Genomic DNA, 25,077 nt, shown 5'->3' with positions numbered 1-25,077 from the left:
AAAACGTTTTCAACAAAAAAGGAACGATAAGCGTCCACTAGTGGACGCCGATTATGGATAATAGCTCGTCCCGCTATTCACAGCAGGACAATAAAAAAGCATGAGCACAAGAGGTGAATGGGTTCCATAAGGATAGTCCTATCCCTATGATAACCACTTCACCTCCATGTACTCATGCCTGATCGTGTCAGTAACACGTACGTTTTAGGTTTTATGGGTTAAACGCTGTAAATGGATCGTCAAATAAATGGCTTCTGACTCATCTACAGGTTTATTCAGTTGCTTTTGCATCACTTTTATCAGTTTCCAAGCTAAATTATAGCACACTGGATATTCTTCTTTCAACATGTTAGCTAAACGAATTTCATCCCCCACGTTTTCATCCTGGTAAACTCGGTCAATGGCCCTGTGTAAATGCTGAACGAGTCTATGGTAGTCCACGCTCTTTTTGTCAATTTGAACGTCCATCGTATCCTCAACAAGCTGAACAAGGTGTGTGATGAGCTGGTTATGACGGTTAAGTTCCCTTAACGTCTTGTCTGTGACCGCACTATGAATATGGAGAGCGATGAACCCTACCTCCCCTTCCGGAAATTGAATCCCCATTTTATCGTAAATCATCGTTACGACTTCCATCGCAATTTGATATTCCTTCGGATAAAGGGATTCAATTTCGAGCAAGAATGGATTGGAGAACTGCAGGTCCTTTTTTGCCCGGTTGATAGCGAATGCCAGGTGATCCGTCAGAGCGACGTGAATATGCTGGTTAAGCTCCTGCCCCATGCGCGACTCGACGTGATGGAGGATATCACTCATGAAGTCAATCAAGTTCTCGTCGATATACGGTAATAAACTCACATATTGTTCTTTTTCCTGTTCATTACTCAGCAAAAATGTCTTATCGGCTTTTTCGGAAGAAATTTCGTCTCCCTTCTTCCGGTTAAAACCAATTCCTTTCCCAATTAACACCACTTCTTCATAAGTTGGGTGGGAAGCAATGACTACATTATTATTGAGCACTTTTTTTATCTTTATCTGCTTTTCCATAATGGTCCCCCACTTAAATTACACTAAAAGCGTTTTCAGTCATCTCATAACTTCTATCCTATATTTGATTTGTTTTTTTTACAAGTGGAAGGCTAAGGAATAAGCTTTCCTCTTTGTGTGAAAGCGATTACGTCGTGTACAATCATTTAGGTGCTGGGAAACGCCCCGCACGGAGAGGAGATGAAACAATGATTAAACTATTTGTCACAGATCTTGACGGTACACTTCTTGGTGCCGATCATTATATTAAAAATGAAGACATTGATGCACTGAACCGCATGATTGAAGATGGCCCTCCACTTGCTGTCGCCTCCGGCCGTATGGACCATGAGATTATTGAGGTTCTAAAACGCGTAGGTGTGAATGGACATCGTGTCAGTCAAAATGGAGCTTTTGTATTTGACAATGAAGGTACTCAGATTCATGCCAAAACGTTCGATTCGGAACTGGCCCAAAGAATCATCCAGGCCGTCGACAAAGAACCGATGATTAAAACAGTTTCTACAGCTGATGAAACGTTTACAAAGGAATCAAACAGATTCGTGGATATGATTTCTGAACAAATGTTTCATGATATCATCATTCAACCGGATTTGAACGAAAAGGTCGGCCATACGATTACTCCTTCAAAAATTGCATTGCACGGGAAAGAAGCAGATGTAATGAAAGCTGCCGAAAGAATTGAAGAATTGTTCGGGAAGGAAATTGACAGTTTCGTCTCGCATGAGACATGTGTCGATATGATGCCTAAATCAATTAATAAACAAACCGGTCTTAGGCAGTTAATTGAAGGCTTCGGCATTCAACCTGATGAAATCGCATGTGTCGGAGATTCCTTCAATGACTTAAGCATGTTTGAAATGACTCCTTACAGCTATGCCATGTCTACAGCTCACGACCAGGTGAAGGAAAAAGCAAGTACGGTTGTCGATCATGTGCATGAGGCAATCGAAGACTTGGATAAAAAAGGACTTTTAAGCAAAAAAGAACAAGCGGCTGACATTTAAGTCAGACGGCTTGTTCTTTTTTTATTCCTTCACATACTCTTCGATAAAACGATCAATAAGATCAAATGTAAAACCTTTTCTGTATAGCCCTGATTTTACTTTCTGCTTCAACTCATACCCTTCCACCTTGGATTGAAATTTGCGAAGCAGCTTCTCCCCCTGATAAATGACCGCTTCCCACTCCGTATCTTCATTCTCATCTTCCGGCAAGTTCGCCACAACTTCCTGTATGACGTCTCCCTGATATCCTTTTTGCATTAGTGTCTGTTGTACATTTTGAATTTGCTGACGGTAAGATTTCTTCCCATCGTTTTTCAATTTCTTTTCAGCGAATTTCATTGCTTTTTCGTATTGTTTATCAAAAGAATAAATCGTGATGGCTTCCTCCGCTCTCCCTGCAGAAACCCCTTTATCCAACAATTCTTTTTTCAAAAGAAGCGGCCCTTTGCTGGAAGTCATGATCCTTGTTCTCACAAGGGAATTTGCGAACTCCTGATCATCCAACAATCGATCTTTGTTCAACCGCGAAATGATTTCTTCAATATGTTCCGGGTCCGTCTCTTTGTCTTTCAAATAGTCACGAATCTCTTTTTCCGAGCGCATGCGATAGCTTAAATAATTAATCGCAAGGGTATAAGATTTATGAAGCGTATCGGTTTGAATCAGTGCGTTAATCAAGGCATCATCAAGTTCCATGTTTTTCTGGAGGCGGTATTTTACAAGAACGTCTTCATCCACACTGAATCCGTACTCTTCTCCATTTCCTTTATCCAGAAAGATATTGTATCGACTCTTATGTTTTTTCTGCGTCGTAATTTTGGTAAGTTTAGCCATCCGGTTCACCTCTTTGACCATATTTTATCATGGAATGCGGTTTGCGTATCGTCAAACCGCATCAAATGGAGCAAACTATTGACAACCTCATACTGACAGGAGGAATAAATATGAAAATCGCCATTACTGGAGGTACTGGTTTTGTCGGTACCCAATTAAAAGAAAAGCTCGTACAGGAAGGGCATGACGTGTACATATTGACACGGAGTCCCGAAAAGTACCAGAACACAGATCATGTGATGTATGTAGGCTGGTTGAAAGAGGATTTCCATCCAGAAAAAGAACTTCCTATACTTGATGCCATTGTGAACTTGGCCGGAGAATCATTGAACAGTGGTCGCTGGACAGAGGAAAGGAAACAATCCATTTTGGAAAGTCGGATCAAAGCGACCGAAGGCGTATTGGATCTGATCGATGCTCTTCCAGAAAAGCCGGAGGTGCTCGTAAACGCGTCCGCTGTTGGATATTACGGTCAATCAAAAACCAAGACATTCACAGAGGAAACCACTGTTCCCGGTAATGATTTTCTAGCCAATGTTGTGGAAGAATGGGAGGCACGCGCTTCACAGGCAGCTGAGAAAGGAGTTCGCACGGTCTACGTCCGCTTCGGCATTATTTTAGGAGAAGAAGGCGCGCTCCCGAAAATGATCCTTCCCTATAAAATGATGATCGGAGGAAATTTAGGTTCAGGGGAACAATGGATGTCCTGGATCCATATTGATGATGTAGTCGGCCTAGTTCATTTCGCAATCGAAAATAAAAACATTCATGGCCCCTTAAACGGAACTGCTCCCAATCCGAAAAGAAACAAAGATTTTGGACAGACACTTGGAGAAGTATTGAACCGCCCGCATTGGATTCCAGCTCCTGCCTTTGCTTTGAAAGTGGCACTAGGAGACATGAGTACACTTCTCTTAGATGGGCAATGTGTGATTCCTAAAAAAACGATGGCTTCTGGGTACACATTCCATCATCCAGAGTTACAACCTGCCCTGTCGTCCATTTTAAATAAATAGGCTATGTTATCTGGGGGATTGATCTTCGAAAGGCATGTTGGTAGGTGAATTTCCCGGTGTTAGTGATGAGATAAGTGGGAAATACTTTCCTGATGCCCGTATCCATAGGGCGGGAAATATCCCCTTTATTAGAAAGCGAGATCAGCCGTCTGCTGAATGGTTACGGACGGATGAACATTTTACAGCGGATGTAAACACGCATGAGGGCTCAAAAAGCCCCTCTGACCAAGGGAACTAAATCTAAGGAGGAACTTTTAATGACATATACTGTAATAACGGGTGCAAGTTCTGGAATCGGTTATGAGACCGCATTGGCGTTTGCTAAACGAGGTAAAAATCTTATTCTTACAGCCAGACGAGAGAACAATCTTGAAGAGTTAAAATCGAAAGTCAATGAGATGAATGCAGACATTGATGTGATCATCATGACGGCAGACTTAGCTGAAAACGATCAAGTGTATGATTTTTATGAGCGAACAAAGGAATATGAAGTGGAAACTTGGATCAACAATGCCGGTTTCGGAAACTTCGACTCCATATCAGATCAAGAGCTCCCTAAAATTGAAAAAATGCTTCGGTTGAATAATGAAGCCTTAACGATCCTATCCTCCTTGTATGTCCGAGATTACGCCGAAAAGGCAGGCACACAATTGATTAATGTTTCTTCAGGCGGAGGATACACGATTGTCGGTGGTGCCGTGACCTATTGCGCTACGAAGTTCTTTGTCAGTGCTTTCACCGAAGGACTTGCTCAGGAACTCCAGGCTAAAGGAAGCCCTATGCAGGCGAAAGTCCTGGCACCAGCGGCTACAGAAACGGAGTTCGCGGAAAGGTCTATGGATACAGAACAATTCAGTTATGAAGAAAACGTTCCACAATTCCACACCGCCCAGGAAATGGCTCAGTTCATGCTTGATCTTTATGAAAGTGACAAGGTGTTAGGAATTGTTGATGGAGAAACCTATGAATTTCATTTAAGAGACCCACTTTATCCTTATGTGAATAGAAGCAGAAATTAAGAAAGATTCTAATTGAAGACACGGATGGAAAAGGCCAGTTGAATTAGGTGTCTTGCTGTGAGAACTTGATGCTGAAACTTCTGGAAGTATTTATGATGCGTGGTATCTGCATGTTCCGCTCCCTTCCCCACATATCGTAAACCAGTATCCTCTCAACCTGTTGGATAGTAAAATCCGAGGAATGAGATGTCAGTAACAAAATTTTACTGAGCCAATAAATAAAAAAGTGAGCAAAGCCTGACTTTGCTCACTTTTTGTTATCCAAAAGGCTTTTTTAAAGTATAATAATGGTATATTGAAGGGAAAGGCTGTATGTCTATGAACACTGTTATAAAAAATGTGAACATCCACCCCATCACATCTCCTTCTATAAAAAATGGATGTGTGCATGTGGTCGACGGAAAAATACATGATTACGGCGAAAACATCGAAATACCAGAACAAGCAGAATTTATTGATGGTAAAGGTCTTGATTTATACCCAGGTTTCGTTGATGTCCACACTCACCTCGGTCTTTATGATGAGGGAACGGGATGGGCTGGCAGTGATGCAAACGAAACGATCGAGGCGGTAACCCCACACCTCAGAGCCATTGACGGAGCTCACCCTCTTGATCCAGCGTTTTTTAACGCCAGGAAAGCCGGAGTTACCACGGCACATATCATGCCTGGCAGTGCAAATATGATCGGTGGTACAACCTCTGTGATTAAGACCGTGGGCCATACGATTAACGATATGATTCTAAGAGAGACGGCGGGCCTTAAACTCGCTTTAGGGGAAAACCCTAAAAGGATCCACTCCCAGTCTAAAAATGCTTCCATAACCAGACTTGGAATCATGGGGACACTAAGGGAGACCTTCTATGCAGCTATGAAAGACGCAGAACCCGGCCTCCGTGTAAAACCGATTCTTCAAGCATTGAACAAAGAGATCCCAGTAAGAATACACGCTCATAGAGCGGACGACATCATAACCGCCTTACGCCTGGCCGATGAGTTCGATCTTGATTTAAGAATTGAGCATTGCACAGAAGGACATCTAATTGCGGATCAACTTGCAGGTAGAGAATTACAAGTGTCTGTCGGACCAACCTTCACAAGAGCATCCAAAATTGAACTCAGAAATAAAACGTGGCAGACATACAAAATCCTTCATGATCATGGAATCCGCGTTTCCATTACGACGGACCACCCTTATACTCCGATACAATACTTGAACATATGTGCAGCACTCGCAGCAAGAGAAGGGCTTGAGATCGAGGACGCTCTCCGGGGAATCACGATTACCCCCGCTAAAAACCTTGGGGTTGATGACAGGGTCGGTTCAATTGAAAAAGGGAAAGATGCTGACCTGGTTTTATGGAGCGGCCATCCCTTTGAGTATCTCTCCAAACCTATTTGGACGATGATTGACGGAAAAATGGTATATTTCCAAGAATAGTGAAGCACTCTAACACCGGAAGGATTTTCCGGTGTTTTTCTATGTTCTCAAAAAACATATTGAGCATAGCAAAAGGTTTGAAAGTTGTACAAAGGGTGTATATGCTTAATATACAAAACTTGTACAAGAGTTTTACAACGCGTTGTAAAAACCCCATTTTTAGAAATTGCCGTTTCAGTGACCGGCAATGGATATAAAAAATTTAAGGAGTGGGAACATGAAAAAATTATTTTCTTCATTAGCTGCTGTTGTTTTGATTTTGGGAATCTTCGCACCTTCAGTATTGGCTGACAGCCACGATCAGAACGCCATGGTCCGCGTTCTGCACGCATCACCTGACGCCCCTGCCGTTGACGTGTATTTGAATGATGAAGCTGTTGTTGAAGGTGCTGAATTTAAAGCAGCTACCGATTACTTGGAAGTGCCAGCCGGCGAACATACAGTAGAGATTTATGCAGCTGGAACAAAAGGTGAACAAGAACCTGTCATTTCAACTACAGTAAATGTAGAAGCAGGTATGGCTTATACAGCTGCAGCAATTGATAACTTAGAAAACATCCAATTGAAGGCCATCCAAGATTCTACAGAAGCAACCGAAGGTAAAGCCAAAGTTCGTGTCGGTCACTTCATTCCTGGTGCTCCTGCTGTTGATGTAGGTCCAATTGGTGGGGATGCTTTATTCTCAGGTGCCGAATTCCCAATGGTCACTGATTATATGGAAGTTGATCCAGGTTCCTACGACCTTGAAGTGCGCACAACAGATGGAACGCAGTTGATTGACCTTTCAGGTACAAACCTTGAAGCAGGAAAAGTTTACAGTGCATTTGCTGTTGGAACTGCAGATAATCCAGAAGTTTTGCTTCTCCAAGACTCTGCTGCTATGCCAACTATGATGCCTGCCACTGGTTTTGGTGGAGCCGCTGATTCCACATCAAACGCTTGGATGTATGCTGCTCTTCTAGGTGTACTAGCCATGGGTGCTGGCTTTATGCTGACACGTAAGCGCCAAGAAGCATAAATGCTAAGAAAACTTTTCCCTTTAGCCCTGGGTCTCCTCGTATTTCTCATCAGTTTTCAATGGCTGACTGAAGAACCTGCAGAGGAACCCAGGGTTCTTTCTACATCTGAAACCACACGCACCCAAGGTGTAGAAGTTAAAAAGGAGTCTCCAGTCAGTGATCAATTAGAGAAGGCACCAATCAAAAAAAATTACACGCCTGCAGTACAGGCTTCATCTGAACAATACGGCATCACGCCTGACCGAATTGAAATTCCTTCAATAGATGTGGACGCCTCCGTTAAGGCTCTCGGGTACACACCAGATGGAGGAATGGCGGTACCGAAAAGCTTAATTGATGTCGGATGGTTTGAACCAGGGACAATGCCTGGAAACCAAGGAAATGCAGTCATTGCAGGCCACGTAGATGGCAATAGCGGGCCAGCTGTCTTTTATGACCTTAAAGATTTGAAACCGGGAGATGAAATTCATGTTTATGATGAAAACATAAAACTTACGTTTGAAGTAAGCAGAATTGAATCTTACCCTTACCAAGATGCGCCGATCAGAGAAATCTTCGGCCCCACAGATTCGCACGGTTTGAATCTCATCACTTGTACAGGACCGTATGATAAAGAAGCCTCCACATATTCAGAGCGACTAGCTGTATTTTCCGTTTTAACAGATCAACAAAAACTATAAGAATTTGTAAAAAAATCCACGTCCATTTTACAAAGTTTTTATTCACTTTTTTCTTCGAGTGGATTATTATAAGTTTAGATGATATTTTATAAGCTTTTGGTGTAGGGAAGGCAAATGGTGCGCCACCAGTCATGGCACTGGTTCTAGTGGGTTCGATTCCCACCCCGAATTTTTGTGAGCAATTGATAAAAATTCGAGGGTGGTCCGAACCGGCCAGTGAACGCCTATTTCCTATGCGTTTGGACCACCCTCCTCATTCAAGGAGGGATTTTTTATGCTAAAAAAGCGTGACTTACATGACGCCCCGGTTTTATTTGAGTTGATGAGCCACCCTGAAGTGTTTCCATACGTCCGTCACAAAGCATCTTCCAGTGACGAGTTCTACTTTTTGACCAAACAAACCATAGAAGCTGAAGATCGGGGGGAATTGGTTTCACGTACCATCCTTGATGAGTGGGGGCAACCTATTGGCACCATCAACCTTTTCGATATACAGGAAAATAAAGGCTTTTTAGCTACATGGATCGGGCAGCCTTTTTTTGGGAAAGGATACAATAAACTGGCGAAAGAAGCGTTTTTTGAGGAATTATTTTTCCAATTGGATATTGAAGCCATTTTTATGAAAATCAGACGTACGAACGTCCGATCAATGAAAGCAGCTTTAAAAATTCCTTATGTATCCATGGGAAACGAAACTTACCCTGAAGTGCTTTCTTGGATTAACCGTACAGATGATGTGTATGATTTATATGTCATTACAAAAGATCAATATTTATTCCATTATTACGGAGAACAAAATGAAGAAGAAATGATGGAAGCATAAGCGATGCTTATGCTCCTTTTCTATGTCAATAACATTATCCACAAGGTTGTGTACAGTGTGAATAAATAGATAAAACCATTGGTGTACAAGTATTTAAGCAAGTCACCTCTTGTGGTTAAATCCCTCATGCACACCTGTGGATTATGTGGATATAACCTGAAAATTGCTCTAACACAAGATTCCATTTGTGGATCATGTATAGGAAGGTAAAGGTGGCACTTTTTTCTCTAATTCTTCCTTAAGCAGCCCTTTTAAAGGCACTGAAATTTCAGGAGTTCCATGGACACCAGCAGCGACCTCAAATTTATTAAATACCAGCACAAGGCGATCATCCTTCACATAAAAAGCTGTGTTATCTCTTACCCCAGCAAATGGCTCTTGCAAATACATATCGGGATCAGCTTCCAACGCTTTCTTCACTTCCTTATTTAACCGGTCGATATAGACAAGGTCTTTCAATTTTTTTATTGTACCCCCTTGATTATCTTGGAAGTTAATGGAAGTTACCGTGGAATTATATCGATTCCCTCTGGAGATGTGAGAGGTCATCACGACAGAGTAAAAAGTCTTCTCTTTATACACCGTTGTCTCTTCATAATAAAGATAAGGGACACCCATCATTTCCCCCGCTCCCCTTTTTACGTCTCTTAACGTATCTTCGAGTTTTTGAACGATTTGGAAATTAACGGTATCCTGGAGATCTTTACTTTCTAGATGCTCAAACCTTGGATAATCGACATGAACTTCCCAATCTTCCGTAATTTTATCTTTATGGACGATTTTATATTCGCTTTCAGCTGTCACCGACTGCCCTGTAATGAAAAGTGTTGCAAAGATGAGAAAAACGATTAAAAAGCGCTTCAAAAAGCATCCCTCCTGTACTTTTTAGTTTGACCTAAATCGCAAAAACTAAAGGGATGTTTTCAATATTATTCTTTTTAAACTCAAAAAAAAGACGGGGAAAATTCCCGTCTCTTTCCTTCTTTAATCAAGAAAGCTTGTGTCCACTAAACCAGTCAAGTCCGGCTTTTCTTTTAAAAACTCAAGGTCATAGGAAGAATCAGCGAACTTCTGAAGGTGTTCTTCATTCACATCATACGTGAAATCAATACGCTCCCAGGCGCGGTCAATGACCTCTTTAGATAGTTCTTGATCCGTAATGTCTTTGATTTTATCAATAGCGATCTGTTTTGCTTCTTCCGGATTATCATTTATAAAGTCTGTCGCTTTTTTGTGAGCTTCTACAATGCTTTCCACCATATCAGGGTTCTCATCCACCAGTTCTTGAGATGTAACGAACACGGCTGCTGGCAAGGTTTCCCCAAAAGCAACCTCTGGTGTATCAACTAGGACCTTACCGCTTCCTTGTTCTTCTATAGAAGAAGCCCATGGTTCAGGTACAGTCGCCACATCAACATTTTTTGTTTCAAACAAGCTTGCATAAGTCGCTGGCTTCCCTGTCACGTGCTTCATTTCTCCATCAATGCGGTCGGAGGTCAAACCGTATTCCTCTTTCATCATCGTTTCAAATTGTACATCGTGTGTACACCCTACTCTTGGAGAAACAAATGTTTTACCTGCTAAGTCTTCAGGAGATTCAATACCCGCTCCTTCTCTGGCCATAATTACTGTCCCGCCTGTAGATCCTGCTGCAACCACGTTTATTTCTGCTCCACTTGTAAAGTGATTCATTGCTGGTCCGGGACCGACTAATCCTCCCTGGATTTCCCCCGTTTCTATAGCTGTCATGAACGAGGAGCCATCAGGGAAGTATTGATACTTCACTTTTGTTCCGTCCGGCAAAGTTTCAGAATACAAATCCTTCGTTTCCGCCACCATACCTGCTACATGGTTGATGTTCGGGAAATAACCAATGGTAATTTCTTCTGTACTCTCATCATTATCAGCATTCGCCCCCGCATCACTACCGCAGGCCGCGAGCACCAAACTCATGACAGCAAGAAAAACAATCGATAACCACTTTTTCATCTTCTCCTCATCTCCTATCTATGATTTCAATAAACCCCAGCGTTTCCTTACATTTCTTTCTAGCTTAGAAAAGACAACTTGATCGACTACTGCACCGATGACTCCAATGATAATAATAATGGCAACCACTTGATCCATACGCGCGTAGTCTTGAGCGTATCGTAAAGAGTAACCCAATCCAGGACCATTGCTTAACAACTCTCCAGCCATCAGAGCTCTCCAACTGAAAGCCCAGGCTAGTCTGAGACCTGTCATAAAATACGGAATACTTGATGGAACTTCTACTCTGAAAAACAAGGGAATCCCATTGGTTCCCATCGTTCGTGCTGCACGTACCAATTGCGGAGGGACGCTATAAATTGCCGTCCGTACGTTCAATGCCATGACGAATGTACCACCGAGGACCACGACGAATACCACGGCAAATTCAGAAAACCCGAATAGCATGATGGCAAGGGGCACCCAAACAATGCTCGGAATACTCTGCAATGCAATGAGGTACATGCCTGCTGTTTCATCTGCCTGCTTCGATTTCCCCAGCAGGACGCCAATGACCGTTCCAAACAGGATGGCAAGTGACAACCCCATAAATAAGTGACGAAAACTTGCACCCAATGCCTTTATGAAGTCCCCATCGGCAAATCCTTCATATAGGGCAACACCTACTTGGATTGGTGATGGAAAAACAATATCTTCAAATACACCTATGGAGTAAACCAACTGCCACAATCCTAAAACGACAACTAAGAATCCAATTCTTTTAATAGCTAGCTTCATGATGAAGTTCTTCCCTCAATACTTTGTTAATTTCACCTTCCAGTAGATCCATGACCTTTCGCTCAAGCTCGATGACTCTTTCATCATCGCGCTTCCTAGGGCGTGGAAGATCGATGGAAAAGTCAGCGATGATCCGCCCCGGCCGCGTCCCCATCACCACGACTCGATCAGATAATTTTATCGCTTCCTGAATGCTGTGGGTCACGAACAGGATTGTTTTTTGGGTTTCCTGCCAGATCTTCATCAATTCTTCATGAAGAATGTGTCTCGTCTGTTCATCCAAGGCACCAAAAGGTTCATCCATGAGCAGCACTTTAGGATCCATGGCAAGTGCTCTTGCAATCGCTACCCGCTGCTGCATCCCTCCAGAAAGTTCATGGGTATAATTTTCTTTGAACCTGCTGAGGTGGACCATCTGCAAAAATCGATCCGCCCGTTCCTCTATCTCGATTTTTGACCCATGCCCTTTCAAAGGAAAAAGAACATTTTCCTTTACATTCAGCCATGGAAAAAGCGACGGTTGCTGAAAGACCATCCCACGGTCAGGACCCGCCTTTTTGATTTCTTTCCCCTCCAACTTTATGGATCCTGATGTCACATCCTCCAAGCCTGCAACCATTGAAAGAAGTGTTGATTTTCCACAACCGGAAGGCCCAAGGAGTGAAACGAATTGGTTTTCTTCAATATTCAAATCGATTTCAGAAAAGACCTCAAAACCACCAGTTTCTTTATCATTGAAGGTCTTTCCAACTTCCTCCATCTTTAAAAACAATATGCCACACCCTTATCATTATAATTCCTATAGAAATAGTATGTTTTATGATTATGTTATTAGATTATACAGTTAAACAGAATATTGTGTCAATGAACTCTGGTTATTCCTTCCTCTGCATTTACACTCTTCATGTTTCATTTCATTTTTTACGTGTTAAACAATGAATAAAGGATTAAATATTATTTCAGAAAGGTGGTTTATCTAATGGATCAAATTATTTTCATTCAGACAGGTACTGGAATTGATGTGCATGGTCAGGATATAACAAAGGCATCTATTCGCGCGATTGAAAATGCGATCCACTCAAATTCTATGCCAGGAGTTCAGGAAGCATTGCCTGAAGGGTCTATGGAGAATATGAAAACCACTGTTAAACTAGCCTTGCCTAAGGATATTGATGAACTAAACCACAAGAAAATAAAAGAAAAGATTCCATATGGACAGGTAGAAATTAAGTTGATGGATGGCGGGATGCGCACGACAAGCGGCATCACTTTAAACGAAGAAGGAGATCATAACGATCAAATGTATATTGTCAATGCCGCTGTAGAAGTTGGGTATTGAGGTTTAAAAAGTCAGGGAGTGCCCCTGACTTTTTATATGAAGAAACGATTGTCTCAGGCAAATTAAAGAAGCCGTTTATTTACATTATGGTATGATGGAGAAAAAGAAAAGGTGGACTATTAATGGATCATTTGATGTTTATTCAAACAGGAATGGGAACAGATGTACATGGTCAGGATGTGACAAAAGCTTCAATTAGAGCGATCAAAAATGCTATACATACCAATTCCATGCCGGGAATCCGCTCAGTTCTACCAGAACAATCCTTAGATAATATGAAGATTACCGTCAAGCTCGCTCTTCCATGCGATTTCGATCAACTAGACCATGAGGAAGTGAAAAAAGCCATCCCTTACGGTGATGTGAAAATCATAGTGATGGAAGGCGGTATGCTGACAACAAGCGGAATTGTACTAGAAGATAAAGAGGATAAGAATGATCTAATGTACATCGTGAACGCAGCTATTGAAGTAGGATATTAATAAAAAACCTGAGAGTATTTTTCATTTACTCTCAGGTTTTTTGCTTCAGTATGAGTCTTCCGCTTCGTCCTGACTATCCATATATTTATCGTAATGTTCATTGCGTTGAAAGCTAACTCCATCAGGACCTGTATAACCGTTCATATCTGTAGAAACAAACGGTTCAAATTCCTCTACATATCCCACGCCATCCTCATTGTCCATTAGAGATGAACCATCATACGTCATACTGCTTTGATTAAATGATGCGACCTGTTCATACGCATTTTGCTCATTATATTCAGGATCATCATGATTCCTTCCATAATTAGCTTCTAAATCCGAAAGAACCTCTTCTTCTACTGGTCGATCCATGGAAACATCCTGGTTGGAGGACGCCGAAGCAATTGTTCTTGCGGTAGGAATAGCTTCCAATCGCTCTTTAGGAATCTGCTCTCCCGTTTCCTCACAAATTCCATATGTTCCTTTATCCATTTGTTTAAGGGAATATTGAATGTCAGACAATTCTTCTTTTAAATGGCCAAGCAAGGCGATATCTTTTTCTCTTTCATATAGCTCGGTTCCTGAATCGGCTGGATGGTTATCATATTGTGACAATTCACCCGATGCCATGTCACTTGCAAAACCACGTTCCAACCCGTAATGGTCATTGTCCATTAAGCGCTGCTCGATCTCTCTTTTTCGATCTTCCAGTTGTTTTTTATAATGAGTATAATCCATATTGTTTTTCCACTCCTGATTGAATTTCCTTTTTAGTGTGGCTCAGGCGTGAATGAGCTATGCAAAAGGCACTCATATTAAAGTAAATGGCAGGTTTCTTGAAGACTCAGTTTCGAGACGTTTGTTGAGTGGATGGGGCTGCGGGGAATAACTCGCTTTCCGCGGGAGCGCGGTGAACCTCCTCGGACTGCGTCCTGTGGGGTCTCACCAAGCACTTTCTTCCCGCAGGAGTCTCGCCATTCCCCTCCGCCCCTTAACCAAGGAAGGTTCTCGAAACCACTACTTAAAAAATCCGCTCTTATGAGAAGTGAATGCTATAAACGCTATCCCATTGACGTTTAGAATACGCAAATGCTTGATACAACGAACTATATGCCCGCTTGGAGGAGAAGAATGAAAACCTTACTAATGGAATTCAAGGTGCCCCTTTTAGAAGTGGTTTCGAGACACTTATAAAGGTAAAGGGGCGGAGGGAAACGGTGAGACTCCTATGGGACAGGTGAGACCCCGGAAGGCGTAGCCTGAGGAGGCTCACCGCCCGCCCCATGGAAAGTGTTCAAATGCGGAATCGTCCTGGTAGACACGACTGGCATAAGCAGAACAGCAACGGAATATGTTTTTCATTCCTTTGCTGTTCTGCTTATGACGCGAGTGTCTGGACGATGGAGCAAGACGAACCTTTTCCCGGAGCCCCTAGAATAACACAAACATCTCGAAACTTAGCCTTCAAGAATAGGGAGCGTTTGTGGAAGAAAAAGGAGCACTGATGTAGTGCTCCTTTCCGCGGTTATTTTCTTAAGGCTTGGAGAAAGTCTTCTTTAAGGTCTTCAATATCTTCAAGTCCAATGGATACGCGGACGAGTCCATCTGTAATACCCAGTTCTGCCCGTCGCTCTTTAGGAATAGAAGCGTGAGTCATCATTGCAGGGACTGAAATCAGACTTTCTACAGCTCCAAGACTTTCTGCCAACGTGAAATATTTTACGTTCCGGAGAACCTGGTCCGCTTTTTCTCCACTGCCGACATCAAAGCTGATCATCCCCCCATTACCACGCGCTTGTTTTTGATGTATATCGCTTCCTTTATGCTGGTCGAGGCCAGGGTAATAAATATCTGTTACTTCCGTGAGATCTTGCAGAAACTCTACGAACTGACGAGTGTTCTCCTCAATTTCTTCCATGCGGATCCCAAGTGTTTTAATTCCTCTCATAAGGAGCCACGAATCCTGAGGTCCTAAAACTCCCCCCGTCGAATTCAATACAAAATGGACATCTTCCGCCAACTGCTCATTATTTACAACGACGAGACCAGCTACGACATCGCTATGTCCCCCTAAATATTTGGTGGCACTATGCAAGACGATATCCGCACCTAGTTCAATCGGATTCTGCCAATATGGCGTGCTAAAGGTATTATCAACGATAAACGTCAAGTCTTTTTCCTTCGCCAGATCAGACACTTTTTCTAAATCTGTCACTTTAAGCAACGGATTGGTTGGTGTTTCCACATAGATGGCTTTTGTACGATCGGTGATGGCTGAATTAATATTTTCCACGTCGCTTGTATCAATGAAGCTTGCTTCTAGTCCAAAACGGTTGATGATCTTAGATACAAGACGATACGTTCCACCATACACATCATCGGTGAAAATCACATGATCTCCATGATTAAAAGTCATGAGTACAGCTGTTATGGCGGCCATACCTGATCCAAAAGCAAACCCTTTGTGACCGCCTTCTAAATCCTTGATTAGTTCTTCCAATGCAAAACGCGTCGGATTTCCTGTTCGAGAGTATTCATATCCCCGGTGCTGTCCGACTCCGTCTTGTTTGTAAGTACTTACCTGATAAATAGGGACGCTTACAGCTCCTGTCTTTTCATCCCCTGTGATCCCCCCATGGATCAGCTGTGTTTTCTTCCTCATATCCTCACTCCTCATATATACCTTGACTTAAATAACGTTCGCTACTGTCTGGAAAAATGGTTACGATTCTTACTCCCGGCTTCGCCTGTTCGGCTTCTCTCAAAGCAGCTTCAAAAGCCGATCCAGATGAACTCGCTACGAGCAAACCTTCATTTAAAGCAAGCTCCTTCACACGTCGGAAAGCTAGCTCATCAGAAATGGTATGAACCGCATCAAAATAATCAGCGTCCATATAGAAAGGAAGAAACTCCATCCCTATACCTTCTGTACGATGTGGTCCAGCTTCTCCTCCATTTAAAATGGATCCTTCCGGTTCAACGATTACGGTTTTGACATTCTCCATTCGCTCTTTTAAATACCGGGAAGTCCCCATAAATGTCCCACCTGTACCAGCACCAGCGACGAAAATATCAAAATCCCCATCCATATCCTTATATATTTCCGGCCCGAGGGTTTCAAAATAAGCTTCTGGATTCGCTTGATTATGAAACTGCTGAGGGCTGAAAGAATGAGGGATTTCTTTACACAGTTGTTCGGCCTTCTCTATGGCACCCTTCATTCCTTTTTCAGTAGGAGTATTTACGACTCTTGCCCCTAGTGCTCTCATCAGAGTCTGTTTTTCCTGACTGAATTTTTCCGGTGTAACAAAAATGACGGTGATTCCTCTTCCAATCGCAGCCAGCGCAAGACCAATTCCTGTATTACCCGCCGTGGGTTCAATAATCGTCCCCCCAGGCTTTAATAATCCACGTTCTTCCGCATCCTCAATCAGTTTTAAACCCAGGCGGTCTTTGATACTACCGCCTGGGTTCATGAATTCAAGCTTGGCAAAAATTCTAGCTTGATTCGGGATTTCGGAATGAGTGAGTTCGATCATCGGTGTCTGACCAATTAGTGATTGTATATTCTTCACGTAACCCATCGCATCCTCAACTCCCGTTAGTTATTGAAAAACTTCCGTCCATTCTTCACGTTTTTCAAGTAATTCTTTCGCCAGTTTCTGTGCGCCTTCCAGACTGTGACTTGCAGCAAATCCACACTGGACTTCGTTGCATGCAGGAACTTCGTCCGCTTCCAACACATCTTGAAGAGTCTTCTCGATGACATTCAGCACGTTCTCATAGCTATCGTCATTAAGAATGGCAATATAAAAACCTGTCTGGCAGCCCATCGGACCAATATCCACAATTCGGTCATGGTGATTCCGGCTGTTTTCTGCCATCAAATGCTCCAGGGAATGAAGGGCAGGCATATCCATATGTTCCTGGTTCGGCTGTTTGATACGAAGATCGTATTTATAAATTTTGTCTCCCTTTTCTCCTTCGGTCACTCCTACTAAACGTACGTAAGGGGCACTAACTTTCGTGTGGTCAAGGTTAAAGCTTTCAACGTTCATTTTTGGCATAGGTTCATTCTCCTTTTTTTGCCTGAATGAGCCAGGCGTATTTGTTTAGTTGTTCAAAAGTTACCTCGAATCCGTTGAGAACAAACATCTCTCTTAGTTCTTCTAGAAATGGGTAGTATTCTTCCTGCAAATCCTGTGCTAAATTTAAAAACCCTTGTTTTTCGGCAGCTTTGATTAGCTGTTGTTTATGTTCCTCGTCTTTAAAGATGGTATCTATAAAAACTACTTCCCCCTCATCTTCAAGACGATTTCGAAAGCTCTGGATAGCTTCAACTTTCTCACTAGTCGTCAAATGATGAAAAGCGAATGAACTGATAATGGACCGGATAGGCGTTAAGAGTTCCGGATACTCCAGAAAGTTTCCATCATAGATAGCAGCTTCCGGGCATTTGACTTTAGCGATTCTCCGCATTTCAGAAGATGGCTCAATCCCAAGTACGACCTTGTTTTGATCGATCACCTTCCTCGTCAAATTTGCTGTACCCACTCCGAATTCCATGACAGGGGATACGGAAAGCTCGGCTAAACGCTTCAACATTTCATCGTACCCTTCAAACACTTCACGATATTCCGGATCTTTACCAGCTACTGTATCGTCATATGAACTTGCCCATTGGTTGAACAGGTCGACGAATTCCATCCCCATAAATTTCATCTCTCCTCATTATTTATAATTCCAATGCGTTAACTCGGAATTATGTTTATAATGTATCATATTTCAAAACTACCCTCAATGTTATTCTTTTTTAAACAGTAATTTTTTTCTGATAAAAGAACAGCAAAAAACCAGAGTCTAGAAGCGACTCTGGTTTCATTATCTTCTTCGTTTTTTAGGGCGTGGCGCTTTTTCTTCCTCTTTATCTCTTTTTCCTGGAGAAAGATTCTCCATAGATCTTCTTTCTAACTTTTGTTTGATGTGCTGTTCAATTTGTTTAAGCGCTGGCTTATCTTTAGGCGCGGCAAAAGTAATCGCCAATCCCTTGCCACCAGCTCTCCCAGTCCTGCCGATCCGGTGGATATAACTTTCAGGATCCTGGGGAATGTCATAGTTGAAAACATGAGTGATGCCCTCTACGTCGAGTCCCCTGGCTGCTACGTCTGTAGCGACAAGGTATTGAATTTTAGCATCACGGAATCGCTGCATCACTTTTTCCCTTTTGGCTTGAGAAAGATCTCCATGCAGCTCATCTGATTCATATCCTTTGGCAGTCAGCGCATCATTCAGCTTTTTCGCTCTGCGCTTAGTTCTACAGAAAATGACCGCAAGAAATGGTCTGTGTTCACTCATAATTTGGATAAGAGAATCTTGTTTTGCTCGATCGGTCGTTTCATATAACAATTGCTTAATATTGGAGACCGTCACTTTTTCCTCTTTTACTTCAATCCGTTCTGGGTTATGTGTGATTTTCTTTGCTAATGAATGGACTTGTGAGGTAATTGTCGCTGAGAATAACATCGTTTGCCTTTCTGACCCGCACTGACTGATAATATCCTGCACATCTGGGAGAAACCCTGCTTCCAGCATTTGATCGGCTTCATCGATGACCAACTGATGGATATGAGTCAGTTCTACTGTTTCCCGTCTTAAATGATCCAATAAACGACCTGGAGTTGCGATGACTACATGGGCTTTGCCATTCAATTTATTCGCTTGTTTTGCTACATCCTGACCACCATACACCGCCAGCACATGAGTTTCCTCATTTTTAAGCTTGTTCACTTCATGAGTAATCTGCAGTGCAAGCTCTCTCGTAGGAGTGATGATGACTGCTTGAACTGCCTCAGAAGATGGATCAATTTTTTCTAAGATCGGCAATACAAAGGCGAAAGTTTTCCCTGTTCCTGTCTGAGCTTGAGCAATAATATCTTTTCCATCCATTAAAGGCGGAATCGCACGTTCCTGAACAGGAGTCGGAGAGGCAATCCCCTGTCGCTTCAGTTTTTCAGTCAACTCTTTCGATATTCCTAATTTTTCAAATGGTTTCATCTATTTTTCACTACTTTCAATAAAATTAAATCCAATATTTATTTCGCATAGGCTCCCCTTAGTGGAAGACTCAGTTTCGAGACTTTTGTTGAGCCGAGGGACTGCGCAGAATAGCTCACTTTCCGCGGGAGCGCCATTCCCCTCTGTCCCTTTGCTATTTAAGAAGCTCGAGACTACTTCTCGATTAATCAGCTATTCAGTGTGATGGGAGTCTAAGGTTAATCCTCCCAAGACGATGCACTTGAACCCTGATATCTTCACATAGAGCGTTTTTTGCCTACAACAACCGGGATAGCGGCACAACTTGCAACTTGGTATAGGGGTTCGTTATCCCCTTCATTGAACATGACCATTCCTTTATTGTACCTGAAAAAGGATCGTTATGTTAGGATTCGTGAAAATTGATGGAGAGATGTTTGTTCATCAATTCAGCCATTTTCCATATAGTTATAAAAAGGACTGTTAAAAAGGGGGGCTCCTATGGACGTTAAAGTAAGAAGTGGCGACACCCTGTGGTACTACTCAAACCTTTTCAACGTACCGTTGGATTTAATCATAGATTCGAATCCACAAACGGGACCATCTTCGCTTCAGATCGGACAAACCATTCGCATCCCTGGCTATGAAACGAGCCAGTACCGTGTACAAGCCGGCGATACCTTTTGGAAAATTGCCAGTGAGCGTCGAATCTCTTTGGACGCCATCGCATTGTTAAATCCTTCTGTCAATCCTAGAATGCTGCAAATCGGTGGGATTTTATCCCTACCCGTTCAAATATCCTATCGTGTGGTCGATGGAAACCGCCCTTATGACTTTAATGTATTAACAAATGATTTAAATGAACTTTACGAATTATACCCATTCATTAGGAGACAGACGATTGGAAATAGTGTGATGGGGAAAAATCTTGTAGAACTTCAAATCGGCCGTGGTCCGAAAGTAGTTCATTGGAATGGTTCATTTCATGCAAATGAATGGATTACCACTGCCGTCATCATGCAGTTTTTAAATGACTACTTGCTTGCTTTAACTAATAAAGAGACCATTCGAGGGTTAGAAATTCATCCTTTTTACGATGAAGTGACACTTTCCATTGTTCCTATGGTTGATCCTGATGGCGTTGATCTCGTTCTGAACGGACCACCTGATGGGGAATTTGGAGAGTTGGCATTAAGTATCAATGATGGGAATACTGATTTCTCTGGATGGAAAGCAAATATACGGGGAGTAGATTTAAATAATCAGTATCCAGCTAAATGGGAAGTGGACGCTGCAAGGAAACCGACTTCCCCTGCACCAAGGGACTTCCCTGGCTACCAACCGTTAACAGAGCCTGAGACGGTTGCCATGGCTGAGCTTGCGGGTGCCCGTAACTTTGAAAAAATGTTGGCTTTCCACACCCAAGGAGAAGTGATTTATTGGGGGTACGAAGGACTTGAACCCCCTCGTTCCATGACGATTGTCAATGAGTTTGAAAGAGTAAGCGGATACAAACCCATCCGTTATGTAGATAGCTTTTCAGGCTATAAGGATTGGTTTATTCAGGAATTTCGGCAACCGGGATTTACTGTAGAATTAGGGATGGGGGTAAACCCTCTACCCCTCGAACAGTTTGATGAAATCTATCAGGAAACGATAGGGATTTTTTTAGCAAGTTTATACATGTAGGCGTACTCAGCATCAACGCCTGACCGCTTTGTCACTTTCCACTGCAAACCCCCTGCGGATTTAAATGTCTTCGCAGGGGGGTAGCTGTTTTTAAAAGTCTTTTTTGTCCATATGACCATTGTGCTCCTTGATCACTTCAACAGCTCGATCGTACTCTTCTTCTTTAATAGAAAAATGAAGCACGTGAGTTAAATGCTTTTTATCAGAAAGTGCACTATCCTTGTCATGTTTAGGTGAGACAACCTCTGTAAAGTTGAATGTTCCTCCCCCGGAATTCGTTGATCCCGCCAGAGGAACAATTGGAGTCATATCTGTATCCTCAGGGATTGCTTCTACTGTATCCTGATCGACCGATAAAGGTTGTAACGATGCTTTTGCACTTTCTGCATCATTTTCTGTGGAAAAGTAAGCTTGAATGGTTTTTGCCATACGATCATCCCTCTCTCTATAAGGTGGTATGGTTATATTATCCTTCCCTTCGGCTTTTCAAACCTTTGACTCCGTATTGATGCGGACATACAAAAAACACCTCTATTAAGAGAGGTGTTCTTTTGCGAGTTGAATTTGCTTTCGCACTTGATCGAAACCTGTCCCACCCTCACTGTTCCGTGCAGCCACGACTTGATTCGGGTTCAGTTTATCGAAAATATCCACTTCAAAGAGCGAGGAAAAATCCTGGTATTCCTCCAGGGTTAAATCCAACAAGTATTTCTTTTGTTGAATTGAATACAAAACAATTTTCCCGATCACTGCATGCGCTTCTCTGAACGGCATTCCTTTAACGGCCAAATAATCAGCGATATCTGTGGCATTCGAATAGTCTTCATTGACAGCATTCTTCATTTGATCCCCTTTAACCTGCATTGATGCAAGCATCGGAGCCAGCAGCGATAATGCTCCTTCAAGGGTTTCAACTGTATCAAACATCCCCTCTTTATCTTCCTGCATATCTTTGTTGTAAGCGAGAGGCAGTCCTTTAAGCAATGTAAGCAACCCCATCAAATGGCCATAGATCCTACCTGTTTTTCCACGGAGAAGTTCAGGTACATCAGGGTTTTTCTTCTGAGGCATGATGCTTGACCCCGTACAAAAAGCATCATCCAATTCAACAAACTGAAACTCCTGGCTTCCCCACAAAATCAGCTCTTCAGACAAACGTGAGATGTGTGTAATCATAATAGAAGAAACAGATAAAAACTCAAGAATGAAATCACGATCACTGACAGCATCCAATGAATTCGGATAAGGCTGATCGAACCCTAAAGCATCCGAGGTCATTTGTCTATCAATTGGATAAGGTGTGCCCGCAAGAGCCGCAGCTCCAAGCGGAGACCAGTTGACCCGCTTCAAACTATCCTGCAAACGCTCCTTGTCTCTTTCAAACATCCAAAAATAAGCCATTAAATGGTGACCAAACGAGACGGGCTGAGCGCGCTGCAAGTGGGTGTACCCTGGTAGAATCGTCTCCACATGATTTTCCGCCTGTGCAACCAGGGAAGATTGAACGGCTTCAACAAGCTCCATCAATTCTTTTGTTTTTTCACGTAAATAAAGGTGCATATCTGTGGCCACTTGATCATTCCGACTTCTGCCGGTATGCAACTTTCCACCAACAGGTCCAATCTCATCAATGAGCAATTTTTCTATATTCATGTGAATATCTTCATGCTCCACAGAAAAGGTGACGTCCCCATTCTTCACTTTCTCTTGAATCGTAAGTAACCCTTCCTTTATTTGAATCACTTCGTTCATTTGAATAATGTCGCAGGCACCAAGCATTTCCACATGAGCCATACTACCCTCGATATCCTGAAGCGCAAGTTTTTGATCAAAGTTGATGGAAGAGGTGTACTCTTCCACCAACTTATTTGTAGGCTTTGTAAACCGACCGCCCCACAATTTAGTCATGCTGGCTCACCACCGCTTGATCCAGTAACTTCTCTCCTTTATGAACGTCCGCATGTACTTTCGTCGGCAATCCCCATAATTTAATGAACCCGACAGCGGCATTGTGATCAAACGCATCTTCTTTTGAATAGGTGGATAGCTCTTCATTATACAGACTTACCGGTGATTTCTTACCAATCACGGTGTGGTGGCCCTTGAACAACTTCACTTTCACCGTACCGGTGACGACCTGCTGCGTAGAGTCAATGAATGCAGATAGAGCCGGTTGTAGTGGGGAATACCATAAACCATCGTATATGATCTTGGAAAGCTGCTGATCCACACTTGCTTTATATTGGGAAACTTCTCTTGTTTGTGTCAAAAATTCCAGCTCTTTATGGGCATTGATTAAAATCATTGCTGCAGGGTTTTCATAAACTTCTCTTGATTTAATTCCTACCAGACGATTTTCAGTATGATCAATTCTGCCAACCCCATGCTTGCCACCAAGTTCGTTCAAGTACTCAATTAAAGGCACAAGATCCATTTTCTCACCGTTTAATGAGACAGGCTTTCCTTCAATGAAATCAATCTCAATGGTCTCCGGCTGATCGGGAGTCTCTTCAATTGGATTGGTCCAGGCATATGCAGCTTCAGGAGCTTCTTTCCAAGGATCTTCAAGGACTCCAGCCTCACAAGCACGTCCCCAGATGTTTGCATCAATAGAGAATGGGTTTTCAAGATTGACAGGAACCGGTATCCCTTTCTCTTCTGCGTAAATGATTTGTTCATCACGTGTCATTCCCCATTCACGAACAGGGGCGATAACTTCAAGATCAGGATTCAACGCTTGGATAGAAACCTCAAAACGGACCTGATCGTTCCCCTTTCCTGTACAACCATGAGCGACAGCAACCGCCCCTTCCTGCTCTGCCACTTCAACGAGCAGTTTAGAGATGAGCGGACGAGATAGAGCAGAAGATAATGGATATTTCCCTTCATACAGCGCATTCGCTTTTAAAGCCGGCATCAAGTATTCCTCAGCCAATATCTCTTTGGCATCTACCATAATTGCTTTGATTGCTCCTACATCCAGCGCCTTTTTACGAATCGTTTCCAAGTCTTTCCCTTCACCGACATCCAATCCTAAAGCAATGACATCATACCCATACTTTTCTTGGATCCACTTTACAGAAATCGATGTGTCCAATCCACCGGAATAAGCTAATACTACTTTTGGTTTTGTCATATGAATAACCTCCTCAATTATTGTCCATAAAAAAATCCGTCTCCTACCTGGGGTAAGAGACGGATTTTGAATCATCCGCGGTGCCACTCTCATTGTCTTTATATCAGACCAACTCGAAGCTGATAACGGGGGCTCCCGGTTCTGGCTACTCTTTTCACCGAACATCTCAGAAGTGCGTTTCCGTATCAATCCGTCACCAGGCTTCCACCGCCCCCGGCTCGCTGTCGATCAGATACATACGTACTTTCTTCGTCCATGAATGTATTTTTATAACTAATTGTTTATAATTATACAAAATCATATGCAGAAGTCAACACATAAAATACATTCAAATAAAAAGTTTTTCAGATTACCATTTTCATAACCCCTTCATACACAAACGCTCCCTTTAGTTGAAGATTCAGTTTCGAGACTTTTGTTGGGTGGATCGGGCTGCGGGGAATAACTCGCTTTCCGCGGGAGCGCGGTGAGCCTCCTCGGACTGCGTCCTGTGGGGTCTCACCAAGCACTTTTATCCCGCAGGAGTCTCGCCATTCCCCTCCGCCCACTTGCCGGAGGAAACTCTCGAAACTACCTTTCAGCAATAGGAGCTTTTATGGTTGAGAATCCTATATCAACGCGGTTTAAGCAGGATTTATAACAGTTTTAGGCAGGTAATATAAGAGGGATTTCTAGAACCTCATATGGCAAAGGGGCGTAGGGAAACGGTGAGACTCCTGTGGGAAGTGCGTGGTAGATGAGACCCCGCAGAGCGTTAGCTCGAGG

25 protein-coding genes and 1 other annotated feature are annotated in these 25,077 nt (G+C 42.7%); of the genes, 10 read left to right on the top strand and 15 right to left on the bottom strand.

The window, feature by feature from the left end; translation table 11 throughout:
* Positions 1 to 204: 204 nt before the first annotated feature.
* Positions 205 to 1,047 carry a glucose PTS transporter transcription antiterminator GlcT gene (gene glcT, locus VKA52_RS00260; protein WP_160916466.1) on the bottom strand — a complete coding sequence of 281 codons (843 nt, stop codon included), beginning with the start codon at positions 1,045 to 1,047 and terminating at the stop codon, positions 205 to 207.
* A gap of 188 nt (positions 1,048 to 1,235) precedes the next feature.
* Here glcT and VKA52_RS00255 point away from each other — a divergent pair, with 188 nt between their 5' ends.
* Positions 1,236 to 2,054 (top strand): HAD family hydrolase, encoded by an 819-nt coding sequence (locus VKA52_RS00255; RefSeq protein WP_326313804.1) that lies wholly within the window; start codon positions 1,236 to 1,238, stop codon positions 2,052 to 2,054.
* Between the two features lie 21 nt (positions 2,055 to 2,075).
* Here the strand turns inward: VKA52_RS00255 and recX are convergent, their stop codons facing one another.
* Positions 2,076 to 2,888: a recombination regulator RecX gene (gene recX / locus VKA52_RS00250; RefSeq protein WP_326313803.1), complete on the bottom strand. Its 813-nt coding sequence runs from the start codon at positions 2,886 to 2,888 to the stop codon at positions 2,076 to 2,078.
* Positions 2,889 to 2,998: 110 nt separating this feature from the next.
* On the opposite strand from recX, the gene VKA52_RS00245 reads away from it, so the two are divergent.
* From VKA52_RS00245 to VKA52_RS00220, 6 genes are all read left to right on the top strand, one after another.
* A complete protein-coding gene (locus VKA52_RS00245; RefSeq protein WP_326313802.1) occupies positions 2,999 to 3,904 on the top strand; it encodes a TIGR01777 family oxidoreductase in 906 nt (301 codons plus the stop codon).
* A 257-nt stretch (positions 3,905 to 4,161) separates the two neighbouring features.
* Positions 4,162 to 4,923 carry an SDR family NAD(P)-dependent oxidoreductase gene (locus tag VKA52_RS00240; protein WP_326313801.1) on the top strand — a complete coding sequence of 254 codons (762 nt, stop codon included), beginning with the start codon at positions 4,162 to 4,164 and terminating at the stop codon, positions 4,921 to 4,923.
* A 318-nt stretch (positions 4,924 to 5,241) separates the two neighbouring features.
* On the top strand, positions 5,242 to 6,363 hold the full coding sequence (locus VKA52_RS00235; RefSeq protein ID WP_160916510.1) for an amidohydrolase: 1,122 nt from the start codon (positions 5,242 to 5,244) through the stop codon (positions 6,361 to 6,363).
* 217 nt (positions 6,364 to 6,580) lie between these two features.
* A complete protein-coding gene (locus tag VKA52_RS00230) occupies positions 6,581 to 7,381 on the top strand; it encodes a DUF4397 domain-containing protein (protein ID WP_326313800.1) in 801 nt (266 codons plus the stop codon).
* Positions 7,382 to 8,062 (top strand): class F sortase, encoded by a 681-nt coding sequence (locus tag VKA52_RS00225; protein WP_326313799.1) that lies wholly within the window; start codon positions 7,382 to 7,384, stop codon positions 8,060 to 8,062.
* A 274-nt stretch (positions 8,063 to 8,336) separates the two neighbouring features.
* Positions 8,337 to 8,885 (top strand): GNAT family N-acetyltransferase, encoded by a 549-nt coding sequence (locus tag VKA52_RS00220; RefSeq protein WP_326313798.1) that lies wholly within the window; start codon positions 8,337 to 8,339, stop codon positions 8,883 to 8,885.
* A gap of 192 nt (positions 8,886 to 9,077) precedes the next feature.
* On the opposite strand, the gene VKA52_RS00215 is transcribed toward VKA52_RS00220, so the two are convergent.
* The 4 genes from VKA52_RS00215 to VKA52_RS00200 form a co-directional block, all read right to left on the bottom strand.
* Positions 9,078 to 9,749 (bottom strand): RsiV family protein, encoded by a 672-nt coding sequence (locus VKA52_RS00215; RefSeq protein WP_326313797.1) that lies wholly within the window; start codon positions 9,747 to 9,749, stop codon positions 9,078 to 9,080.
* 120 nt (positions 9,750 to 9,869) lie between these two features.
* Positions 9,870 to 10,874 (bottom strand): ABC transporter substrate-binding protein, encoded by a 1,005-nt coding sequence (locus VKA52_RS00210; RefSeq protein WP_326313796.1) that lies wholly within the window; start codon positions 10,872 to 10,874, stop codon positions 9,870 to 9,872.
* An 18-nt stretch (positions 10,875 to 10,892) separates the two neighbouring features.
* On the bottom strand, positions 10,893 to 11,651 hold the full coding sequence (locus VKA52_RS00205) for an ABC transporter permease (RefSeq protein ID WP_326313795.1): 759 nt from the start codon (positions 11,649 to 11,651) through the stop codon (positions 10,893 to 10,895).
* Positions 11,635 to 12,423 (bottom strand): ABC transporter ATP-binding protein, encoded by a 789-nt coding sequence (locus tag VKA52_RS00200; protein WP_326313794.1) that lies wholly within the window; start codon positions 12,421 to 12,423, stop codon positions 11,635 to 11,637. The genes VKA52_RS00205 and VKA52_RS00200 overlap by 17 nt, the downstream gene beginning before the upstream one ends.
* Positions 12,424 to 12,630: 207 nt before the next feature.
* Here VKA52_RS00200 and VKA52_RS00195 point away from each other — a divergent pair, with 207 nt between their 5' ends.
* Both VKA52_RS00195 and VKA52_RS00190 read left to right on the top strand, forming a co-directional pair.
* The gene (locus tag VKA52_RS00195; protein WP_206948491.1) at positions 12,631 to 12,990 is read left to right on the top strand and encodes a Lin0512 family protein; all 360 of its coding nucleotides are present in this window, start codon (positions 12,631 to 12,633) and stop codon (positions 12,988 to 12,990) included.
* Positions 12,991 to 13,112: 122 nt separating this feature from the next.
* The gene (locus VKA52_RS00190; protein ID WP_160916444.1) at positions 13,113 to 13,472 is read left to right on the top strand and encodes a Lin0512 family protein; all 360 of its coding nucleotides are present in this window, start codon (positions 13,113 to 13,115) and stop codon (positions 13,470 to 13,472) included.
* Positions 13,473 to 13,517: 45 nt separating this feature from the next.
* Here VKA52_RS00190 and VKA52_RS00185 read toward each other — a convergent pair whose 3' ends face one another.
* The 6 genes from VKA52_RS00185 to VKA52_RS00160 form a co-directional block, all read right to left on the bottom strand.
* A complete protein-coding gene (locus VKA52_RS00185; RefSeq protein WP_160916442.1) occupies positions 13,518 to 14,192 on the bottom strand; it encodes a TraR/DksA C4-type zinc finger protein in 675 nt (224 codons plus the stop codon).
* Positions 14,193 to 14,979: 787 nt separating this feature from the next.
* Positions 14,980 to 16,116 carry a bifunctional cystathionine gamma-lyase/homocysteine desulfhydrase gene (locus tag VKA52_RS00180; protein ID WP_326313793.1) on the bottom strand — a complete coding sequence of 379 codons (1,137 nt, stop codon included), beginning with the start codon at positions 16,114 to 16,116 and terminating at the stop codon, positions 14,980 to 14,982.
* Positions 16,117 to 16,120: 4 nt separating this feature from the next.
* Entirely contained in the window at positions 16,121 to 17,038 is a 918-nt protein-coding gene (locus VKA52_RS00175; RefSeq protein WP_326313792.1) for a PLP-dependent cysteine synthase family protein, read from the bottom strand.
* Between the two features lie 21 nt (positions 17,039 to 17,059).
* Positions 17,060 to 17,521 (bottom strand): S-ribosylhomocysteine lyase, encoded by a 462-nt coding sequence (locus VKA52_RS00170; RefSeq protein ID WP_326313791.1) that lies wholly within the window; start codon positions 17,519 to 17,521, stop codon positions 17,060 to 17,062.
* 4 nt (positions 17,522 to 17,525) lie between these two features.
* Positions 17,526 to 18,167 carry a class I SAM-dependent DNA methyltransferase gene (locus VKA52_RS00165; protein ID WP_326313790.1) on the bottom strand — a complete coding sequence of 214 codons (642 nt, stop codon included), beginning with the start codon at positions 18,165 to 18,167 and terminating at the stop codon, positions 17,526 to 17,528.
* 168 nt (positions 18,168 to 18,335) lie between these two features.
* Positions 18,336 to 19,508, bottom strand: a complete 1,173-nt coding sequence (locus tag VKA52_RS00160; RefSeq protein WP_326313789.1) for a DEAD/DEAH box helicase — start codon at positions 19,506 to 19,508, stop codon at positions 18,336 to 18,338.
* 480 nt (positions 19,509 to 19,988) lie between these two features.
* Here VKA52_RS00160 and VKA52_RS00155 point away from each other — a divergent pair, with 480 nt between their 5' ends.
* Entirely contained in the window at positions 19,989 to 21,176 is a 1,188-nt protein-coding gene (locus VKA52_RS00155) for a M14 family metallopeptidase (RefSeq protein ID WP_326313788.1), read from the top strand.
* A 90-nt stretch (positions 21,177 to 21,266) separates the two neighbouring features.
* Here VKA52_RS00155 and VKA52_RS00150 read toward each other — a convergent pair whose 3' ends face one another.
* The 3 genes from VKA52_RS00150 to VKA52_RS00140 all read right to left on the bottom strand — a co-directional run bounded on the left by VKA52_RS00150 (position 21,267) and on the right by VKA52_RS00140 (position 24,312).
* Complete coding sequence (locus VKA52_RS00150) at positions 21,267 to 21,605, bottom strand: hypothetical protein (protein ID WP_326313787.1); 339 nt, start codon at positions 21,603 to 21,605, stop codon at positions 21,267 to 21,269.
* Between the two features lie 105 nt (positions 21,606 to 21,710).
* A complete protein-coding gene (argH, locus tag VKA52_RS00145; protein WP_326313786.1) occupies positions 21,711 to 23,084 on the bottom strand; it encodes an argininosuccinate lyase in 1,374 nt (457 codons plus the stop codon).
* Positions 23,077 to 24,312 (bottom strand): argininosuccinate synthase, encoded by a 1,236-nt coding sequence (locus VKA52_RS00140; protein WP_160916425.1) that lies wholly within the window; start codon positions 24,310 to 24,312, stop codon positions 23,077 to 23,079. The genes argH and VKA52_RS00140 overlap by 8 nt, the downstream gene beginning before the upstream one ends.
* A gap of 52 nt (positions 24,313 to 24,364) precedes the next feature.
* Positions 24,365 to 24,577: a binding site (T-box leader), on the bottom strand.
* Positions 24,578 to 25,077: the final 500 nt, after the last annotated feature.

The sequence above is a fragment of the Halobacillus sp. HZG1 genome (assembly GCF_035818575.1).
GTDB lineage: Bacteria > Bacillota > Bacilli > Bacillales > Halobacillaceae > Halobacillus > Halobacillus litoralis.
The sequence above is the reverse complement of the archived record's forward strand: the minus strand, read 5'-3'. Positions and strand labels throughout refer to the sequence as shown.

What these genes read in the sequence shown, in the direction of transcription:
- VKA52_RS00205 (WP_326313795.1), bottom strand. Translation starts at nt 11,651, where the DNA reads ATGAAGCTAGCTATTAAAAGAATTGGATTCTTAGTTGTCGTTTTAGGA.
- glcT (WP_160916466.1), bottom strand. Translation starts at nt 1,047, where the DNA reads ATGGAAAAGCAGATAAAGATAAAAAAAGTGCTCAATAATAATGTAGTC.
- VKA52_RS00175 (WP_326313792.1), bottom strand. Translation starts at nt 17,038, where the DNA reads ATGGGTTACGTGAAGAATATACAATCACTAATTGGTCAGACACCGATG.
- VKA52_RS00190 (WP_160916444.1), top strand. Translation starts at nt 13,113, where the DNA reads ATGGATCATTTGATGTTTATTCAAACAGGAATGGGAACAGATGTACAT.
- VKA52_RS00150 (WP_326313787.1), bottom strand. Translation starts at nt 21,605, where the DNA reads ATGGCAAAAACCATTCAAGCTTACTTTTCCACAGAAAATGATGCAGAA.
- VKA52_RS00245 (WP_326313802.1), top strand. Translation starts at nt 2,999, where the DNA reads ATGAAAATCGCCATTACTGGAGGTACTGGTTTTGTCGGTACCCAATTA.
- VKA52_RS00220 (WP_326313798.1), top strand. Translation starts at nt 8,337, where the DNA reads ATGCTAAAAAAGCGTGACTTACATGACGCCCCGGTTTTATTTGAGTTG.
- VKA52_RS00235 (WP_160916510.1), top strand. Translation starts at nt 5,242, where the DNA reads ATGAACACTGTTATAAAAAATGTGAACATCCACCCCATCACATCTCCT.
- VKA52_RS00230 (WP_326313800.1), top strand. Translation starts at nt 6,581, where the DNA reads ATGAAAAAATTATTTTCTTCATTAGCTGCTGTTGTTTTGATTTTGGGA.
- VKA52_RS00155 (WP_326313788.1), top strand. Translation starts at nt 19,989, where the DNA reads ATGGACGTTAAAGTAAGAAGTGGCGACACCCTGTGGTACTACTCAAAC.
- VKA52_RS00195 (WP_206948491.1), top strand. Translation starts at nt 12,631, where the DNA reads ATGGATCAAATTATTTTCATTCAGACAGGTACTGGAATTGATGTGCAT.
- VKA52_RS00225 (WP_326313799.1), top strand. Translation starts at nt 7,382, where the DNA reads ATGCTAAGAAAACTTTTCCCTTTAGCCCTGGGTCTCCTCGTATTTCTC.
- VKA52_RS00240 (WP_326313801.1), top strand. Translation starts at nt 4,162, where the DNA reads ATGACATATACTGTAATAACGGGTGCAAGTTCTGGAATCGGTTATGAG.
- VKA52_RS00170 (WP_326313791.1), bottom strand. Translation starts at nt 17,521, where the DNA reads ATGCCAAAAATGAACGTTGAAAGCTTTAACCTTGACCACACGAAAGTT.
- VKA52_RS00255 (WP_326313804.1), top strand. Translation starts at nt 1,236, where the DNA reads ATGATTAAACTATTTGTCACAGATCTTGACGGTACACTTCTTGGTGCC.
- VKA52_RS00180 (WP_326313793.1), bottom strand. Translation starts at nt 16,116, where the DNA reads ATGAGGAAGAAAACACAGCTGATCCATGGGGGGATCACAGGGGATGAA.
- VKA52_RS00140 (WP_160916425.1), bottom strand. Translation starts at nt 24,312, where the DNA reads ATGACAAAACCAAAAGTAGTATTAGCTTATTCCGGTGGATTGGACACA.
- VKA52_RS00210 (WP_326313796.1), bottom strand. Translation starts at nt 10,874, where the DNA reads ATGAAAAAGTGGTTATCGATTGTTTTTCTTGCTGTCATGAGTTTGGTG.
- VKA52_RS00165 (WP_326313790.1), bottom strand. Translation starts at nt 18,167, where the DNA reads ATGGGGATGGAATTCGTCGACCTGTTCAACCAATGGGCAAGTTCATAT.
- VKA52_RS00160 (WP_326313789.1), bottom strand. Translation starts at nt 19,508, where the DNA reads ATGAAACCATTTGAAAAATTAGGAATATCGAAAGAGTTGACTGAAAAA.
- VKA52_RS00185 (WP_160916442.1), bottom strand. Translation starts at nt 14,192, where the DNA reads ATGGATTATACTCATTATAAAAAACAACTGGAAGATCGAAAAAGAGAG.
- argH (WP_326313786.1), bottom strand. Translation starts at nt 23,084, where the DNA reads ATGACTAAATTGTGGGGCGGTCGGTTTACAAAGCCTACAAATAAGTTG.
- recX (WP_326313803.1), bottom strand. Translation starts at nt 2,888, where the DNA reads ATGGCTAAACTTACCAAAATTACGACGCAGAAAAAACATAAGAGTCGA.